Source organism: Enterobacter sp. CPE_E1241 (assembly GCF_045618265.1).
GTDB classification, from domain to species: domain Bacteria; phylum Pseudomonadota; class Gammaproteobacteria; order Enterobacterales; family Enterobacteriaceae; genus Enterobacter; species Enterobacter adelaidei.
The window spans coordinates 4,590,939-4,607,999 of record NZ_JBIWYV010000001.1; the positions used below are offsets into that span (position 1 = coordinate 4,590,939).

General features: G+C 50.8%; 15 protein-coding genes. 2 read left to right on the forward strand and 13 right to left on the reverse strand.

Features of this window, described 5'->3' with window-relative positions; translation table 11 throughout:
- Nucleotides 1–40: 40 nt before the first annotated feature.
- The 9 genes from ACJ9Y9_RS22510 to pcoA all read right to left on the reverse strand — a co-directional run bounded on the left by ACJ9Y9_RS22510 (nt 41) and on the right by pcoA (nt 8,829).
- A complete protein-coding gene (locus tag ACJ9Y9_RS22510) occupies nt 41–1,066 on the reverse strand; it encodes a TerC/Alx family metal homeostasis membrane protein (protein WP_028018065.1) in 1,026 nt (341 codons plus the stop codon).
- A gap of 68 nt (nt 1,067–1,134) precedes the next feature.
- The gene (locus tag ACJ9Y9_RS22515; RefSeq protein WP_028018066.1) at nt 1,135–1,533 is read right to left on the reverse strand and encodes a potassium channel family protein; all 399 of its coding nucleotides are present in this window, start codon (nt 1,531–1,533) and stop codon (nt 1,135–1,137) included.
- A 444-nt stretch (nt 1,534–1,977) separates the two neighbouring features.
- Nucleotides 1,978–2,412, reverse strand: a complete 435-nt coding sequence (gene pcoE / locus ACJ9Y9_RS22520) for a copper resistance system metallochaperone PcoE (protein ID WP_000723069.1) — start codon at nt 2,410–2,412, stop codon at nt 1,978–1,980.
- Nucleotides 2,413–2,629: 217 nt separating this feature from the next.
- Nucleotides 2,630–4,030, reverse strand: a complete 1,401-nt coding sequence (gene pcoS / locus ACJ9Y9_RS22525; RefSeq protein WP_001211180.1) for a copper resistance membrane spanning protein PcoS — start codon at nt 4,028–4,030, stop codon at nt 2,630–2,632.
- Nucleotides 4,027–4,707 (reverse strand): copper response regulator transcription factor PcoR, encoded by a 681-nt coding sequence (gene pcoR / locus ACJ9Y9_RS22530; protein WP_001188930.1) that lies wholly within the window; start codon nt 4,705–4,707, stop codon nt 4,027–4,029. Before pcoR ends, pcoS begins: the two co-directional genes overlap by 4 nt.
- 54 nt (nt 4,708–4,761) lie before the next feature.
- Nucleotides 4,762–5,640, reverse strand: a complete 879-nt coding sequence (gene pcoD, locus ACJ9Y9_RS22535) for a copper resistance inner membrane protein PcoD (RefSeq protein ID WP_229692861.1) — start codon at nt 5,638–5,640, stop codon at nt 4,762–4,764.
- 55 nt (nt 5,641–5,695) lie between these two features.
- Entirely contained in the window at nt 5,696–6,076 is a 381-nt protein-coding gene (gene pcoC / locus ACJ9Y9_RS22540) for a copper resistance system metallochaperone PcoC (RefSeq protein WP_000025662.1), read from the reverse strand.
- Nucleotides 6,077–6,115: 39 nt separating this feature from the next.
- Complete coding sequence (gene pcoB / locus ACJ9Y9_RS22545) at nt 6,116–7,006, reverse strand: copper resistance outer membrane transporter PcoB (RefSeq protein WP_001378118.1); 891 nt, start codon at nt 7,004–7,006, stop codon at nt 6,116–6,118.
- Nucleotides 7,007–7,011: 5 nt separating this feature from the next.
- Nucleotides 7,012–8,829: a multicopper oxidase PcoA gene (gene pcoA / locus ACJ9Y9_RS22550; protein WP_000925240.1), complete on the reverse strand. Its 1,818-nt coding sequence runs from the start codon at nt 8,827–8,829 to the stop codon at nt 7,012–7,014.
- Between the two features lie 234 nt (nt 8,830–9,063).
- Between pcoA and ACJ9Y9_RS22555 the strand changes: the two genes are divergently transcribed.
- Nucleotides 9,064–9,513 carry a copper resistance protein gene (locus ACJ9Y9_RS22555; protein ID WP_001023257.1) on the forward strand — a complete coding sequence of 150 codons (450 nt, stop codon included), beginning with the start codon at nt 9,064–9,066 and terminating at the stop codon, nt 9,511–9,513.
- Between the two features lie 288 nt (nt 9,514–9,801).
- The gene (locus ACJ9Y9_RS22560) at nt 9,802–10,539 is read left to right on the forward strand and encodes a peptidoglycan DD-metalloendopeptidase family protein (RefSeq protein ID WP_000287501.1); all 738 of its coding nucleotides are present in this window, start codon (nt 9,802–9,804) and stop codon (nt 10,537–10,539) included.
- 33 nt (nt 10,540–10,572) lie between these two features.
- Here the strand turns inward: ACJ9Y9_RS22560 and ACJ9Y9_RS22565 are convergent, their stop codons facing one another.
- The 4 genes from ACJ9Y9_RS22565 to silA form a co-directional block, all read right to left on the reverse strand.
- Nucleotides 10,573–10,770, reverse strand: coding sequence for a DUF2933 domain-containing protein (locus ACJ9Y9_RS22565; protein ID WP_000843494.1), 198 nt, complete (start codon nt 10,768–10,770; stop codon nt 10,573–10,575).
- Nucleotides 10,771–10,810: 40 nt separating this feature from the next.
- Nucleotides 10,811–13,258, reverse strand: a complete 2,448-nt coding sequence (silP, locus tag ACJ9Y9_RS22570; protein ID WP_001353604.1) for an Ag(+)-translocating P-type ATPase SilP — start codon at nt 13,256–13,258, stop codon at nt 10,811–10,813.
- Between the two features lie 126 nt (nt 13,259–13,384).
- Nucleotides 13,385–13,825: a DUF411 domain-containing protein gene (locus ACJ9Y9_RS22575; protein WP_000758225.1), complete on the reverse strand. Its 441-nt coding sequence runs from the start codon at nt 13,823–13,825 to the stop codon at nt 13,385–13,387.
- 86 nt (nt 13,826–13,911) lie between these two features.
- Nucleotides 13,912–17,058 carry a Cu(+)/Ag(+) efflux RND transporter permease subunit SilA gene (gene silA, locus ACJ9Y9_RS22580; RefSeq protein ID WP_000574029.1) on the reverse strand — a complete coding sequence of 1,049 codons (3,147 nt, stop codon included), beginning with the start codon at nt 17,056–17,058 and terminating at the stop codon, nt 13,912–13,914.
- Between the last annotated feature and the right edge of the window lie 3 nt (nt 17,059–17,061).

A 17,061-nucleotide genomic window follows, 5' to 3' on the forward strand; every position in this document is an offset into this window, starting at 1 on the left:
TTCACCCTCTCCCCACGGGGCGAGGGTGAAAAGCGGTGCATCAGGCCTCACGTTTTCCAGGAAACATCACACTCGCAATAATGCCCAGCGCCAGCACGCCTAATACCACAAACAGGCTGGCCGTCGCGCCAATGCTGTAACCATGATGCCAGAAGTGGTCGGTTGCATTCAGACCCAGCTTGAAGGCCACGAAGAACAGTAACAACACCACGGCTTTCTCAAGGTGCACCAGATACTGTTTCAGCGCTTCCAGTACGAAATAGAGCGTACGCAGGCCGAGAATGGCGAACATCATGGCGCTATAGATAATCAGCGGTTCGCGACTCACGGCAATAATCGCCGGGACCGAGTCAAACGCGAACATCACGTCAGAAAGCTCCACAACCGCCACGCAGAGCAGCAGTGGTGTTGCGTAGCGCTTCGCCTTCTTCACGCGTCCAACCATCACGTCCTGGTTTTCCGGTTTTTCAAGTTCAGCATCGACCTCTTTCTGGGTCAGAATAAAGGCATTGCTGCTGATTTTCGGCCAGACAGGATAGAAACGTTTCACCAGGCGATAAGCGAGATGACCAGAGTAATCTTCCACTTCGTCACTCTCTTCATTGCGTTTGAGCATCATCACCGCTGTCCAGCCAACGACCAGCGCGAAAATCACTTCGACGTAAGGCCCCAGACTCAGCAGGCTTGTCCCAATGGCCACAAAGATGCCACGGAAAACAATCGCGCCCAGCACGCCCCAGTAAAGTACGCGGTGACGATACTTATCCGGCACACCAAACCAGGCAAAAATGGCCATCATTACAAACAGGTTATCGACAGAAAGCACCTCTTCAAGCGCGTAACCCGTGAGGAACAGACTTGCCATCTCGGCGCCGTGGTGAACATACAGGAATCCGGCGAACGCCATTGCCATCATGACCCAGAACAGGGACCACATGGCGGCACTTTTGAGCGAGATCGGTTTATCGTGACGGTGCATAAAGAGGTCGATAAACATCGCCCCTACGGCCATCACAACAAAGACAACAACGGTTTCCGTCGGGAAACCGAGATGAGCAGCAGACATACACAACACCATACAAACTGACATAAGCCAGTAACAGAAAAAGATCGTTACTTTAGCACACCCGTCGTTCAGGCGCTCATGCCACGCAAACGCTGCAGTACCGCCACCAGAACCGCCACAGACCAGCCCACCATTAGCGCGCCCACGAGCCCTTCCACACCGCCGATGAGCCGCCAATTCTCGGGTAACGTGACGTCGCCGTACCCGACAGTGGCATAACTGACCAGTGAAAAGTAGAAACTGGTGTTCCAGTCATTAAATGCATCAATGACGAAATAAAACGCCGCAAATAGCCCGGCTTCAAGAAGATGGGCGAAAATCATGGAGATAACGATGCCAACATTACGTAAAACAATACGTACCGCAGAATCGACTTCTAACTTAATGAATTTGAGAACGATAAACATCCACAGTGAATGGATCACCACGGTTAGGGTAAGCAAAATAATAATGCTGAGTATCTGCATGACGTGTGCTCTGACCAAAAGGAATACGGCCCCGCGAACGCAGCGGGGCATCAGGTCGAAGCTTAGTTGAATGGATGGAAAAAGTTGGTGCAATAATTGCGTGGCGTGATTATTTCTCTGCTGTGTAGAGACATTAAAGTTGTATCCTTTAACCTGAAAAAGACTTTAAAGTTGTAAAGTTTTAAAAAAACACATACAAAACATGATGCTAAGTGTGTATCACACGCTGTTCCAACATTATGCCTTGATGTTCTTGCAGGAACTGCAATTTACAGGAGGAAAAAGGTGTTTTTGTAGTTATCTGGCGTTGCGTGACAGTGTTGGTCAGATACTTCCACCTCTTCAGAGTTAAAGTTTGATATATGGGAAAAAAAACGCTCCCGGACGGGAGCGTAAGCCAGTGACTTCGGCGTCAAATGAGGGTCTAACAAGTGGAGCTGCGGGTTAATTCTGGGTGATCTGACTGCGATGCTTATCAGCCTGCTGCTGGTGAACAACGGAAGACTGACCATTATTCGCCTTCTCATGTACAGCTGCGGCCTTCTCATGCTCGCTCATTTCAGAAAATGACTTTGCTGTTTCGTTGGTAGCTCCGGGTTTAGCTTTCATCATTTTTTTATGCATTTCAGCCATGTCCTGGTGGGCAGCAGAATTGCTGTTTTGCATCATGTCATGGGACATTGCGGCCTGATCGTGACTGCTCATATCCATCATTGTCATGCTGTCTCCCTGAATTGCACTTTTTTCAGCAGATGACTGCATCTGGTGGGCAGGTGCCTGTGCATTATTTACCTGGTCATGCATGTTCATTGTCTCTGCAGCCATGGCAGATGAAGCGGCAGCCATAATGGCAACAAATGATACGAGAATCTTTTTCATGGTTGGGTCTCCGGTGTTTACATACCCAAACAATCAATGGCTTATAACAGAGAAAGCAGTTGATCTCAGGGCGGGTTAATCATCACTCCAGGAACCAGGTGATTGTGTTATCACGCTGCTCCTGATTTATGAATAATTATAAAAAACCGCCTCTGTTTATCGCGTGACTGAATGATGACAATTTTGTCACCTTCCAGGTTTCTCCTGAACAACGGGATTAATCCATTAACAGGCGCACTTTGAACACAATTTCACGCCCCTGCTGTTCTGCTGACAGCTCGCCGCCGTGAGCATGAATGATCGACCTTGTAATTGATAATCCCAGCCCCGCGCCTTCCGTGTTGTAGAACCTTGATGAGTCTGCGCGATAGAACCGGTCAAACAAACGTTCCAGATTAGCGGGAACCTGGCCGGACATCGTATTCGTAATCATCACGTTCACACAGTCACTGTCACGCTCAAGGTGTATCGCTGTACAGGTGTTATCGGGAGAATACTTGATTGCATTGGAAAGCAGGTTACTGAAAGCACGTCGGAGCATATCGCTGTCTCCGGCAACAACGCCCTCTCCTTCAACCGTGATTGTCTTTCCTGTTTCGTCTGCCAGGGGCTCGAACAACTCACGTAATTCATTCAGTTCGGCTGCCAGATCCACATCATGTTTATCCAGCCGCAGCAGACCATGCTCTGAACGTGCCAGAAAAAGCATGTCACTGGTCATTCGTGACAACCTTTTCAGTTCTTCCAGGTTAGCGAATAAAATTTCGCGGTAATGCGAAACATCCCTTTCCTTAGCCAGTGCAAACTGCGTCTGCATCATCAGATTACTGACTGGTGTGCGCAGCTCATGCGCGATGTCAGACGAGAAATCTGACAGTTTCCGGAATGCCCCCTCCAGGCGATCAAACATATTATTGAACTCCTGCATGGTCTCAGAGATTTCCGGCGGAGCCAGATCGGGATTTAGACGCTGATCCAGGCTGTGTACGGTCATGGAGGAAGCCAGACTGGTCATTTCCCGTAGCGGTTTCAGACCAATACGTGTGGTCAGCCAGCCCAGAAAAACAGAAATAAAGACCAGACCGATATTGAACCAGAACAGCCAGGTACTGAGTTTGTCCATAAACAGGGTGTGATACCCAGTATCCGTGGCAACCGTAATGATGACATGTTTGCTTTTACCCTGTTCCGGCGTCACGGCAACCCGCCGCGAGATACTGCGGTACACGGTGTTATTTTCTTCCGTCTGGATCATATAGTCGAGAATATCACCCGACTTATTAAGCAGGACCGCTGGAACAACAGAATTTTTGGCATAGAGTTCAACAATTTTTTCATTTTCCATGTTTTTTATAGAAATGAATAAGCCATTGTGCCCCACCATCGCATCGTTTATTTTTTCTGATAATGACTTAATATCCGTTTTGTTCCTGAACGTCTCTGTTTTAAGAAACTCTTCGGTGAGCTGAAGTTTACCTGTCAGAAAATCGCGGTCCTGATTATCGAAATAGCCATTAAGGGTGCTAATCAGGATAAAACTTGATAACCACCATACCGTAAGCATCACCGCAGAAAAAATCAGGCTCAGGCGTGTGGTCAGGGAAATTTTGAACCTCACTCTTCTCTGATCTCCAGGACATATCCGGCACCGCGAACGGTATGGATCAGTTTTGGCTCAAAGTCATCATCAATTTTACTTCTCAGACGTCTCACGGCGACATCAATCACATTCGTATCACTGTCAAAATTCATGTTCCAGACCAGGGACGAGATAAGACTCCTGGGTAACACTTCTCCGGTGCGTTGCAGCAGCAACTCAAGCAGAACGTATTCTTTACCGGTGAGATGGATCTTCTTCCCCGAACGGATCACGGTCCGGCGCACCATATCAACGGTCATATCGGCGATGGTGCAGACTGTTGCGGCCTGCGAGCGTGCCCGGCGCAGTAGGGTTCTTACACGTGCAACCAGCTCCGTAAAATCAAAGGGCTTAATCAGGTAGTCATCTGCGCCAAGCTCCAGTCCTTTCACTTTGTCCCGCACGTTGTCCTTTGCGGTTAAAAACAGGACCGGTTCTTCGTGCCCGGACTCCCTCAGTGCGCTGATGATTTGCCACCCGTCGAGGAAAGGCAGCATCACGTCCAGTATTATCAAATCATACTGTCCCTTCGACGCGGCCCCGAGACCATCGCGGCCATTATTAAAGAGATCGGCCTGATAGCCTTCCTCAACCAGTCCCTGCTGCAGGTAACGACCTGTTTTTTGTTCGTCTTCAACGATTAAAATACGCTGCATGGTCAACTCGCTGATATGAAAGTAAAAATCTCACGCATGAGCTTTGGCTGTCCCCTAGCTGACCTGAGACGGAGCAAGCATTCCGAGCCACGCTACGGCGCCCAGAATGATAATCGCAACAACGAATTCTGTCAGGATGCTGTTTCGCATCAGGGCAACGCTGCGATCATAATTCCCTTCCCTGACCATAACTTCAAGCCGGGGACCCAGGTGAAACCGGTTTGCTGCAGCCAGAAGAAGCATCAGAACAAACAGAGCCGTCTTGGCAAGCAATATCCTCCCCCAGGAACTGTTGAATAAGGGAGTTAAGTTACCCTCAGCAATATACAGATAGTTGACCAGCGCACTCAGGATCAGGGCTACAACAATCACCGTTCCTGCCGTGGCAAATTTTGCCAGGGAGTCAGATATCACAATGACGCTCTGTGCATTATGCTCGTTTCTGCGCATCAGCAGGATAGCAAATGCAACCAGAGCACCTGTCCAGGCACCTGCAGCGCCGAGATGGGTCAGATCGCTCAGTAAATGGAGATAGTAATGCAGACCGTCATGCATAACGGCGTGTCCTCCCCAGGCAAGTGTAGCCAGCGCCACGCCCCCACTCATCGTCATCAGCAGGCAGGACAATACTCTCTTATTAGTGTAAAGGAACAAAGCACCGAGTGTGGTAAACAGGGCACAGAGCCTGACAATCCAGCTAATACCCACATCAGTTTCTTCTATCACCATCTCGATAACATGGATGGATAATTCTCTGAGGTCAGTTACTCCACTCATGGCATTAGATACCAGGAGCATATTAATGCCAGTAAGAATGATGCCTGTAACAACAGCAAAAGTTATAAACGACCTGAAATTAGTCAGGTTATAGGTTTCATGTCTGACACCGCTTATTCCATATATCTGAAAAAATGGCAATCCAAATATTACCATCAAATCCAGATAAAGAAGAAAACGAATAACAATCATAATCAGGTCGTTCATAATATTACTTCACTGTAAAGGTGTAATTACCGGTAATAGGGTGCGTATCTGAAGAAACCGCGCGCCAGTCAACACGATAAGTGCCAGCGGGTAAAGGCTCTCGCGGAATAATGACCATCGATTTAGGGTCAGCGCCTGGCGCCACTTTTGCCGCGACCGGCATCGGAGAATGTGATGACATGCCTTTCATACCCGTCATCGTTAATTTTGCACCTGAGAATTTCACGGTCAGATTTTCCGAGAAATTAAGCTGAATCTTTTCCGGGGCCGCTACGGCTGAATCAGCCTGTGGCACAGAGCTTTTTAATTCCGGATGGGCCATAGCAGAGAAAGCAACGCCCATAACGAGGCCACCTGTAAGAATGGCTTTATTTAAAATCGACATTTTATTTACCTGTTTAGTTGAGTGTTTTATATCAGTGCGTTAAAACCAGATTCTGGCTCCCGCCAGGAATACTACCTGATGGTCTTTCTCACCTTCTCTTTTCGCCATATCGGATGTTTTCCCGTAAAGTTGATTCCAGGAAACGCCTATATAGGGTGCAAACTCACGGCGTATTTCATAGCGCAGCCGGAGCCCCAGCTCTGTGTCAGTCAGTCCCCTGCCGCGACCCCGCGATTCATCATCCTGACTGTAGAAATTCACCTCATAGGATGGCTGGAGTATGAGCCGGTTAGTCAGTAAAACGTCGTATTCTCCTCCCAGACGAAGGGCTGCTTTTCCGCCATTACTGACAAAACCCGTAATTTCAGACTCAAAATTATAGAGTGCCAGCCCCTGAAAACCGACAGCAGCCCAGGTCCGGGCAGAAGCAGGTCTGAAATCCTGCCTGACACCCGCAACCAAATCCCACCATGGGCCAACCGCATGTCCCCAGAGTAACTGCGCTTCAGCCGCCTCCGTTTCCCCATTGCTTCGTTCACCTTCACTCTTTAGCCAAATCCGATCTGTGTCGCCTCCAATCCAGCTGTTAACACTCCAGCTGAAATTGTTGGTGTTATCCGACCGTTGCCATTCCAGTTGATCCAGCAGAACCAGATAATTAATCGCACTGTCGTGAATCGCATGCCCCTGTAAATTGCCGAATGCAGCCTTCCGGTCGGCATCGGTAACAGGCGGAATTGGCGTTCTGCTCTCAGTTACAATGGGCTCCATTGACGTCATCTCAGTGAAATTCTCATCTGCTGGCATCTGCATGGCAGACATGTCGTGCCCGGCGTGGGGATCTGCAGAGACGGAGCCCGCCGCAATAGAAAGCTGTGAGGTAAACAAACCGGCGACCAGAACAGGTATGGCCTTCAAATTTCTCTTCATTCGCATCATTCCTCCACCCGGACTTCACGAAACATTCCCATTTCCATGTGATAGAGCAAATGGCAGTGATACGCCCAGCGGCCAAGCGCATCTGCTGTCACTCTGTAACTGCGTTTTGTACCAGGGGGAACATCTATTGTGTGTTTACGAACCATGAAATTACCGTTTTCATCTTCCAGATCGCTCCACATACCATGCAGGTGAATGGGGTGAGTCATCATGGTATCGTTGATCAGCGTGATCCTGAGCCGCTCACCGTATTTCAGCAGCACCGGTGCGGCATCTGAAAACTTGATTCCGTTAAATGACCAGGCAAACTTTTCCATGTGGCCGGTTAAATGCAGTTCTATGGTACGGCCAGGTTCACGTCCGTCAGGATCCTCAAAGCGGCTTTTCAAATCCGCGTACGTGAGAACCTTTCTTCCGTTATTTCGAAGACCAATACCCGGATCATTTAACTTCGGAGAGACGCTCATCGCCTGCATATCAACCAGTGGGTTATCCGTTTCTGACGCAGGATGACTTTGCATACCCGGCATTCCGGCCATCCGGGAATGATCCATACCGGCCATGCTGCTGTGATCCATGGGCGCGGAGGATGTCCCGCTATCCGGAAGGTCAGCACCGTCCATAGACATCATCTCTCCGCTGTTATCCATGCCTCCCATCTGGCTGTGGTCCATTCCTGCCATATCATGTCCCATTCCCCCCATACCCATATCTTCCATGGTCAACAGAGGACGGGGATCGAGGGGGGGAACGGCAGCACTTAACCCCTCTCTCGTGGCCAGTGTCCCTCGAGCGTAACCGGTCCTGTCCATGGATTGTGCGAAGATGGTATAGGCCTCACCCTGAGGCTCCACAATGACATCATAGGTTTCGGCAACGGCAATCCTGAATTCGTCAACGGTAACCGGGTTTACATACTGGCCATCTGCAGCCACGACCGTCATTTTCAGCCCGGGGATACGGATATCGAAATAGGTCATTGCCGAGCCGTTGATAAACCGTAAGCGTATCTTTTCACCGGGACGGAACAGTCCGGTCCAGTTTTTCAGCGGGGCCTGCCCGTTCATGAGATAGGTGTAGGTGTAGCCACTGACATCCGCGAGGTCAGTCGGATTCATTTTCATTTCAGCCCACATTTTCCGATCGGCAATGGTGGCTGACAGCCCCCTGGTATTCACGTCGCGGAAAAAAGAGCCAACGGTTGGTTTATTGAAATTGTAGTAATCCGACTGTTTTTTTAATTTTTTCAGCAGGCTGTGAGGATTTTCATCGGTCCAGTCAGACAACATGACCACATGCTCACGATCGTAAGTAAACGGTTCTGGCTCCCCGGCATCGATGATAATGGCACCGTATACCCCCTCCTGTTCCTGCAGACCGGAATGGCTGTGGTACCAGTAAGTCCCGTTCTGCTTAACCTTAAAGGTGTAAACGTAGGTATCATCAGGCTCTATGCCCATAAAACTCAGCCCCGGAACACCATCCATATTGGCCGGAAGAATAATGCCGTGCCAGTGAATGGACGTCTGTTCATTAAGACGGTTTTTGACCTTCAGGGTAATGGTGTCACCTTCTTTCCAGCGAAGAACGGGCCCCGGCAGGCCTCCATTGATTGTTTTGGCCTGACGCTCACTGCCCGTGATATTGACGGCCGTTTCACCAATGGTCAGGTCAAACTGAGTACCCTGCAGGGATGCGGCAACTGGCAGGCTCAGACTGGAACGCGCATTGAAACTCCATACGCCAAGACTTCCGGCTACGCCAGAGAGGGTTAACCCCTTCAGGAAAGTTCGTCGAGACGTTTTCAACAGCATGCGCATTCCCTTATTTAAAGTATGGTTACTGACAGAATTCGAGAACCGATTTAAATTAAATTACTGGTTCATCCACTTACAATGAAATGAATCTAGCACACCTTAAGAAACAAATTCATTACAATCGTGTAATGTACATAGCTGTATTACATTTACGTCATCTTCCCCACAGGTTGATTATTTTTATATATGATCATAAGGACATCTTTTATGTACCTCAGAAGGTAATTACACATGAATATATTAATCACGACCACTGCGTTTACAGCTTTATTTTGTGGGGCAGCTTTTGCTCAGTCCAGTGATATTGCCCATGAAGCACATCGATTTGTTAATAATGCCTCAGCCGTCAGTCATGTGAATTCCTCGACGCATGAAAACTTACCGGACAGGGTTAATAAAAACAACACGCCCTCATTCTCTGAAATGAATGAACATGAAAGGGCCATTGTTGCTCATTCATTTATGAACAACAGCGCGTCCTATGCGCATCAGAAAATGATTGAGGAACATAAAAAAATGCTGTCCGGCAGTGATGCAAATTCAAAGACCTCGTCTTCTTCTTTTAACGAACTGAATGCCGGAGAAAAAGCCGCTCTCGTGCATGAGCAGGTCAATAATGCCGGTGCGGAAGCACATCAGACGCAGGCAAGAAAGCTTCGCGGGCTGTATTCGACCAGGTAACTGCAGGCGGGTTAGTGCTTAGCGTCAGGTGCGCAGCAGGGCTTTACTGACGGGTTACGTAGCAGGACATGAGCCCCATATTGCTCTGCCGTAACCTGTTTCAGTCCCGTTAATCATCACCGTCGGGCTGGTCATACAGTTCCCAGAGCTTCAGGAGCAAACGGGAAACAAGATATGTTACAAAAATGACGACCATCAACGGTGCTCCCGATTAACTGACAGATGACACGCCTCCTGAAAACCCCTAGCATACGCCGCAGTGTTCATGCTAACGGCGAATTCCAGTAAATGTATTCTACCGATGTCGTAAAAGAAAATGCCTACCTTTCAGCCACCCGCTCGGGGCTGGAATCGAACGAGATCGCTACTCTTCAGCGCTCCTTGCCTTCCCGGTTTAATCTGCGGCATTTGAAAAAAAATGAATCATTAAAACTCGTACTGCAAAAGAAAGCGGGAAAATCACGTGTCGTGGCCTATAAATTTACGTCCGGTTCATTTAATTACACGGCGTATCGTATATCAGATAAAAAGTTCTATAACCTTTCCGATACTTCCGGGAAAGGCAGTCTCGATTATCCGTTACCGGCCACAGCAAGACTCAGTTCGCCTTTCAATCCTGCAAGACTTAACCCGGTATCGGGAAAAGTGAGTCCCCATAATGGCATTGATTATTCCATGCCCATGAACACGAAAATAGTCAGCGTCATCGACGGAAAAATCACCCGGGCCGAATACAACAGTACCATGGGATATTTTGTTGAAGTAACGGGAAAAGCCGGTGTTAAAACTCGCTATCTCCACCTCAATAAAATACTCGTTACTAAAGGGGCCAGGGTTACACGGGGAGGTGCTATTGCGTTATCCGGTAACAGCGGACGTTCATCCGGTCCTCATCTGCATTACGAGCTGGTCATCAATAACAACCCTGTTAACTCTCTGGCGTTCCGGGCAGCGGCACCCGCTGATAACAAACTCGAACAGCATGCCTTTGCGCATGCCAGAGACTACGAACGATACCTGGACTGATAACGGGACCGCGACGCGGCCCCGTCTGCCGGATTAATTTTTTTTATCGTTTTCACTTCCGTGATGTTGATGATCTCCATGCCCTCCGTGGCCGTGGAAAAGATGCATTAGCGGGCAGACCAGCAATAACAGATATGGCCAGTAACCTGCCACATGTGACCAGTGTTCGCGCAGGAGGGCAAATGCCGCGATCGCGGCGACAGCAATAAGCGCATAGGTGGTACTTTTCATACTGGACTCCTTCTGTTCGTAACTGACCCTTCACTCAGTGTTATTTCCCGAGCCTGACACTTTTCAGACGCAACGCATTCACAATGACGCTGACGGAGGAAAGAGCCATGGCCGCCGCCGCAATAACTGGCGACAGCAGTATTCCATACACAGGATAAAGCAGACCTGCAGCCACAGGCACGCCAAGTGCGTTGTAGATAAATGCAAAAAACAGATTCTGACGGATATTTTTCATGGTGATCTCTGACAGATGACGGGCCCTGTTCAGTATCATCAAGTCGCCTTTGAGAAGGGTGACTCCGGCACTTTCAATTGCCACATCTGTACCCGTTCCCATGGCTATACCCACGTCAGCCGCTGCCAGCGCCGGGGCATCATTCACACCGTCTCCGGCCATCGCAACCACATGGCCAGACTCTTTCAGTCGGGTTATCACTGCTTTTTTGCCATCCGGCAGAATTCCGGCTTCAACCTCATCTATTCCCAGTTTCCGTGCGACTGCTTCAGCAGTAAGCTGGTTATCCCCGGTGAGCATAACGATGCGGATCCCCGCCTGACGCAAAGCTTTAAGCGCATCCGGCGTGGTTGTTTTCACGGGATCCGAGATAGCTATCAGGCCTGCAAGGTCCCCGTCTGTGGCCACATAGATAACGGTAGCGCCTTCCATCCGCAACGTATCCGCAACGGCCTTTTGATTATCAATAACTATACTGTTTTCCTGCATAGCCAGTTCATTACCAATAACAACCCGTTGACCTTCGACATCGCCTGAGACACCTTTACCCGACGGTGCATCGAAATGAGTGACTGCGGGTATTGCGATCCCCTTTTCCTGTGCTGCTTTAACTACTGCCATACCCAGCGGATGCTGCGAGCCTTTTTCCACTGCGGCTGTTACACGCAAAAGAGATGTTTCCCCACCCGGATTGAGACTGATAATCCCTGTCACCGTAGGCGAACCTTCCGTGAGCGTGCCTGTTTTGTCGACAACCAGCGTGTCCACTTTTTCAAGACGCTCAAGGGCTTCGGCATTCCTGATTAACACCCCGGCCTGGGCTCCTTTGCCCACCCCCACCATTATCGACATCGGCGTGGCCAGCCCCAGCGCGCAGGGACAGGCAATAATCAGGACCGACACAGCCGCAATGAGACCGTGCGCCATCCTGGGCTCGGGCCCCCAGACAGACCAGATCACGAAAGCAACAACCGCGATAAGTATCACCAGAGGAACAAACCAGCCTGAAACGCTGTCAGCCATTCTCTGGATGGGGGCACGCGAACGCTGTGCATCAGCGACCATCTGAACAATTCGTGAGAGCATTGTTTCATCACCGACTTTCTCTGCACGGATGATGAGACTCCCTGTCTGATTAATGGTCCCCCCGATGACAGGGTCACCCTCCGTTTTGGTAACCGGCATAGATTCCCCGGTCACCATCGATTCATCAACGGTTGTTTTGCCTTCGATCACGATACCGTCGACCGGAATACTCTCTCCAGGTCTGATGCGGAGCTTATCGCCAGGCAGGACATCTTCCGCATTAATATCCGTTTCATGACCGTCATGATCCAGCCGTCTGGCGGTTTTGGGGGCAAGGTTCAGAAGCGCAGTAATGGCGCCTGAGGTTTGTTCCCGTGCCCGCAGCTCAAGAACCTGTCCCAGCAGAACAAGCACCGTAATAACTGCTGCGGCTTCAAAATAAACGGCCACCAGGCCATCCATGTTTCTGAACGATGCAGGAAACCAGGAGGGGAAGACGGTTGCAATGACGCTGTAAACCCAGGCTACGCCGGTCCCCATTGCAACAAGGGTAAACATATTCAGGGAGCGGTTACGTAACGACATTCCGGCCCGGGCGAAGAATGGCCAGCCACACCACAACACGACAGGGGAGGCCAGAAGCAGCTGCAGCCATGTGTTGTACTGTGGCGGTACTGTATTCCTCAACTCGGGAAACAGATGAGATCCCATTTCGAGTACCAGAACCGGAAACGCCAGCAACAACCCCAGCCAGAAGCGTCTTGTCATGTCGTGAAGTTCATCACTCGGCCCCGTGGATGCCGTAGCTACGAGCGGCTCCAGTGCCATTCCACAGACAGGACAGCTTCCGGGACCACTGCGGCGTATCTCCGGGTGCATCGGACATGTCCACACACCTTCAGAATTCTCTTTTTCCGCCTGGTGGTGAGGCTGTTTTATCTGATCAGGGCTGACTTCGTGATGATCGTGGTGATGGTGATGGGAATGTTCACTGGCATCTTCGGTAAGATAACGATCGGGATGGGCTTTAAATTTACTCTCACAGCTGGCGGAGCAGAAATAAAGTTGATGGTCCTGGTATCGAATGCTGCTGTGCGCCCTGTCGGGCAGGATGGCCATCCCGCACACGGGATCTCTCACCTTATGCAATACGTGGCCCTCATCCGGGGATAATGTCTGCTCAGAAGCAGTCTGGTTGTTGTGTTGCACTGCATTGTCATTTTTCACAGTAACTCTCCTTATGCATACCGAAGCATCTTCTGTCTTCAGGGTATGTCATGGATGCGATTACCACGAATATCGCCGGCACAGGAGTGCCTGCTACCGGCGTCCCGTTATCAGCCGTTCCGCTGACTATTCGATTCGCTGGAAGACTTTTTTACTTCCATCCGGTGAGAATGCGATAACATCGTAAGCCTCTTTTCGGGCTCCCATCTCCATTCCAGGACTTCCTGCTGGCATACCGGGGGTGGCGAGACCGTATATACCTGAACCAGACTGCATTGCCTTATGTATCGTTGTCGCAGGCACATGGCCTTCAATGATCAAATTACCGGCAACCGCGGAATGACAACTTCGCAGTCCTGCAGGAATAGCATGCTTTTCTTTCAGGGCTGACAGCGCCTGATCATTCATGACGTGAGTTCGTACTTCAAACCCGTCTTTTTCCATCGCCTTGCCCCACAGGGAACAACAGCCACAGTTTTCAGATTTGTACATATCAATCACTTTTTCACTCGCCATCGCGGGCAGTGAAAGGCCGAGAGCCAGCGCCATCAGAACCACTTTTTTCATACTCACCTCTGTATATTATCGATTTAAACCCTGACGTCAGGGTGAATCAGTAAAGAAGGACACCCACAGGGGGTGCCCTTTCAGGTTCAGGACACGCTTTTTTTATGTCTGCGCAGCCAGATTAATTTGTAGGCGGCAGGAATAATGAACAGGGACAGCAGCGGAGCCGTGATCATCCCACCAATCATGGGTGCCGCGATACGGCTCATGACTTCTGAACCTGCACCGGTTCCCCAGAGTATTGGCAGCAGACCCGCAATGATCACCGCCACGGTCATGGCTTTCGGCCGGACACGCAGTACGGCACCATGATAGAGGGCTTCATCAAGGCCTTCCGGTGTGAACGTCTCTTTACGGGACAATTCCGGGTGCGCTTCAATGGCATGACGCAGATACATCAGCATGACCACGCCAAACTCTGCTGCCACCCCGGCCAGAGCGATAAACCCCGTTCCGGTTGCGACAGACATATGGAAGCCCTGCCAGTACAGGAACCATATCCCGCCAACCAGGGCGAACGGCAGGCTCATCAGGATCAGCAGGGCTTCATCAACCCGGCGGAATGCCAGATACAACAGGATGAAGATGATCATCACCGTCATCGGCACCATCAGCTTCAGTTTCTTGTTGGCATGCTCAAGCAGTTCAAACTGTCCGGAGAATGACACGCTGGTACCCGGTCTCAGTTTCACTTTCTGACTGATCGCCGTTTTAATGTCATTAACCACCGACACCATATCCCTGCCGCGCGCGTCAATGTAAATCCAGCTGGCTGGACGGGCATTTTCCGTTTTCAGCATAGTCGGCCCGGAAACGACCTTAATATCCGCAACATCGCCCAGCGTGATCTGCTGCTTCATCGGGGTCAGGATCGGCATCTGTTTCAGGGCCTGCGGGCTGTTCCGGTAATCCTGCGGATAGCGGATATTAATCGGGTACCGGGCCACGCCTTCAACCGTTTCCCCTACCGTCGCGCCGCCGATGGCTGATGAGATGAACAGCTGCACATCGCCCACCGTCATTCCGTAGCGGGAGGCTTTTTCCCGGTTGATATCCACATCAATGTAGCGCCCGCCTTCCAGTCGCTCTGCGAGAGCAGACACTACGCCGGGTACGGTTTTGGCGACCGCTTCGATACTCTGCGCCGTTGCATCGATATCGGACAGAACCGTTCCGGACACCTTGATACCTATCGGGCTTTTGATCCCGGTTGAGAGCATATCAATACGGTTACGGATTGGCGGCACCCAGAGGTTTGCCAGCCCCGGTAAACGGACGGTCCTGTCGAGTTCTTCAATAATCTTGTCAATCGTCATGCCTGGACGCCACTGATCCTCAGGTTTGAGCTGGATCGTGGTTTCAACCATTTCGAGCGGTGCGGAATCCGTGGCGGTCTCTGCTTTACCGGTCTTGCCAAATACAGAGGCCACTTCAGGAACGCTTTTGATTAACTTGTCCGTCGTCTGCAGGAGCGCTGCAGCTTCAGCCGGAGAGACACCCGGCAGGGTCGACGGCATATACAACAGGTCGCCCTCGTTAATCTTCGGCAGAAACTCACCGCCCACCTGGCTCAGCGGCCAGATAACGGTGAAAATGGACAAGGCCGCAACCAGCAGGGTTGTTTTTGGCCAGTGGAGAACCCGCAACAGCAATGGATGATACGCTTTGATCAGTACCCGGTTCAGGGGGTTACTGGTCTCTGCAGGAATTTTCCCCCGGATCCAGAATCCCATCAGAATCGGAATGACGATGATGGCCAGCGCGGCCGCGCCCGCCATGGAGTACGTTTTCGTGAATGCCAGCGGGCCAAACAGACGTCCTTCCTGACCTTCCAGGGTAAAGATAGGAATAAAGGACAGGGTGATGATCAGCAGGCTGATAAACAGTGCGGGTCCCACTTCAACGGAGGCATCGGTAATCACCTTCCAGCGGGTGGCGTTGTCAATCTGCTCACCCGGATGCTGATGATCCCACTCCTCAAGCCGCTTATGCGCATTCTCAATCATCACAATGGCGGCATCCACCATCGCACCGACGGCAATCGCTATCCCTCCCAGCGACATGATATTGGCGTTCAGTCCCTGGAAGTGCATGACGATAAAGGCGATACACAGACCAAGCGGCAGAGAGATAATCGCCACCAGGGCAGAACGTACGTGCCACAGGAACAGGGCACAGACGATGGCCACCACGATAAACTCTTCCAGAAGTTTGGAACTGAGGTTATCAATCGCCCGGTCGATGAGCTGGCTGCGATCGTAGGTGGTCACGATTTCAACGCCTTCCGGCAGGCTGGCCTTCAGCGTCTCAAGTTTATCCCTCACTGCCGTGATAACGTCGCGTGCATTTTTACCCGACCGCAGGATCACCACGCCGCCAGCGACTTCGCCCTGGCCGTTCAGCTCGGCAATACCACGCCGCATTTCAGGCCCGGTCTGCACGCGGGCAACATCCCGCAGATAAACCGGCACGCCGTTCTCGCCTGTTTTCAGGACGATGTTATTAAAATCATCAATGCTCTGAAGATAACCGCTGGCACGGACCATATACTCAGCTTCGGCCATTTCAACGGATGAGCCACCGGCCTCCTGGTTAGACGATTCAAGGGCCTGTTTCACTTCGGGCAGGCTGATACCATACTGAGACAATTTTACCGGATTGACCTGAATCTGGTACTGTTTCACCACGCCGCCAACCGAAGCGACCTCAGCCACGTTCGGGATGGTTTTCAGCTCAAATTTCAGGAACCAGTCCTGCAGAGAACGCAGTTCTGAAAGGTCGTGTTTTCCGCTGCGATCGACAAGGGCATATTCAAATATCCAGCCCACCCCCGTGGCGTCCGGACCGATTTCAGAACTCACACCGGCGGGCAGTTTTCCCTGTACCTGGTTCAGGTACTCCAGCACGCGGGAACGGGCCCAGTACAGATCGGTGCCGTCTTCAAAAATGACATACACATACGAATCACCGAACTGTGAAAAACCACGCACGGTTTTTGCGCCAGGCACGGACAGCATGGTGGTGGTAAGTGGATAGGTGACCTGGTTTTCTACAATCTGCGGGGCCTGGCCGGGATAGCTGGTTTTGATAATGACCTGCACATCTGACAGGTCAGGCAAGGCATCGACAGGCGTGTTAATAATCGTCCATGTGCCCCAGATGCTGAGAAACAGGGCCCCCATCATGACCAGGAAACGGTTGGCGACAGAGCGCCGGATAATCCATTCAATCATCGT

Bases quoted from the DNA above. Each gene is read 5' to 3' on its own strand.
- ACJ9Y9_RS22510 (WP_028018065.1), bottom strand. From the start codon at position 1,066: ATGTCTGCTGCTCATCTCGGTTTCCCGACGGAAACCGTTGTTGTCTTT.
- ACJ9Y9_RS22515 (WP_028018066.1), bottom strand. From the start codon at position 1,533: ATGCAGATACTCAGCATTATTATTTTGCTTACCCTAACCGTGGTGATC.
- pcoE (WP_000723069.1), bottom strand. From the start codon at position 2,412: ATGAAAAAGATTCTCGTATCATTTGTTGCCATTATGGCTGCCGCTTCA.
- pcoR (WP_001188930.1), bottom strand. From the start codon at position 4,707: ATGCAGCGTATTTTAATCGTTGAAGACGAACAAAAAACAGGTCGTTAC.
- pcoD (WP_229692861.1), bottom strand. From the start codon at position 5,640: ATGGTAATATTTGGATTGCCATTTTTTCAGATATATGGAATAAGCGGT.
- pcoC (WP_000025662.1), bottom strand. From the start codon at position 6,076: ATGTCGATTTTAAATAAAGCCATTCTTACAGGTGGCCTCGTTATGGGC.
- pcoB (WP_001378118.1), bottom strand. From the start codon at position 7,006: ATGAAGAGAAATTTGAAGGCCATACCTGTTCTGGTCGCCGGTTTGTTT.
- pcoA (WP_000925240.1), bottom strand. From the start codon at position 8,829: ATGCTGTTGAAAACGTCTCGACGAACTTTCCTGAAGGGGTTAACCCTC.
- ACJ9Y9_RS22555 (WP_001023257.1), top strand. From the start codon at position 9,064: ATGAATATATTAATCACGACCACTGCGTTTACAGCTTTATTTTGTGGG.
- ACJ9Y9_RS22560 (WP_000287501.1), top strand. From the start codon at position 9,802: ATGTATTCTACCGATGTCGTAAAAGAAAATGCCTACCTTTCAGCCACC.
- ACJ9Y9_RS22565 (WP_000843494.1), bottom strand. From the start codon at position 10,770: ATGAAAAGTACCACCTATGCGCTTATTGCTGTCGCCGCGATCGCGGCA.
- ACJ9Y9_RS22575 (WP_000758225.1), bottom strand. From the start codon at position 13,825: ATGAAAAAAGTGGTTCTGATGGCGCTGGCTCTCGGCCTTTCACTGCCC.
- silA (WP_000574029.1), bottom strand. From the start codon at position 17,058: ATGATTGAATGGATTATCCGGCGCTCTGTCGCCAACCGTTTCCTGGTC.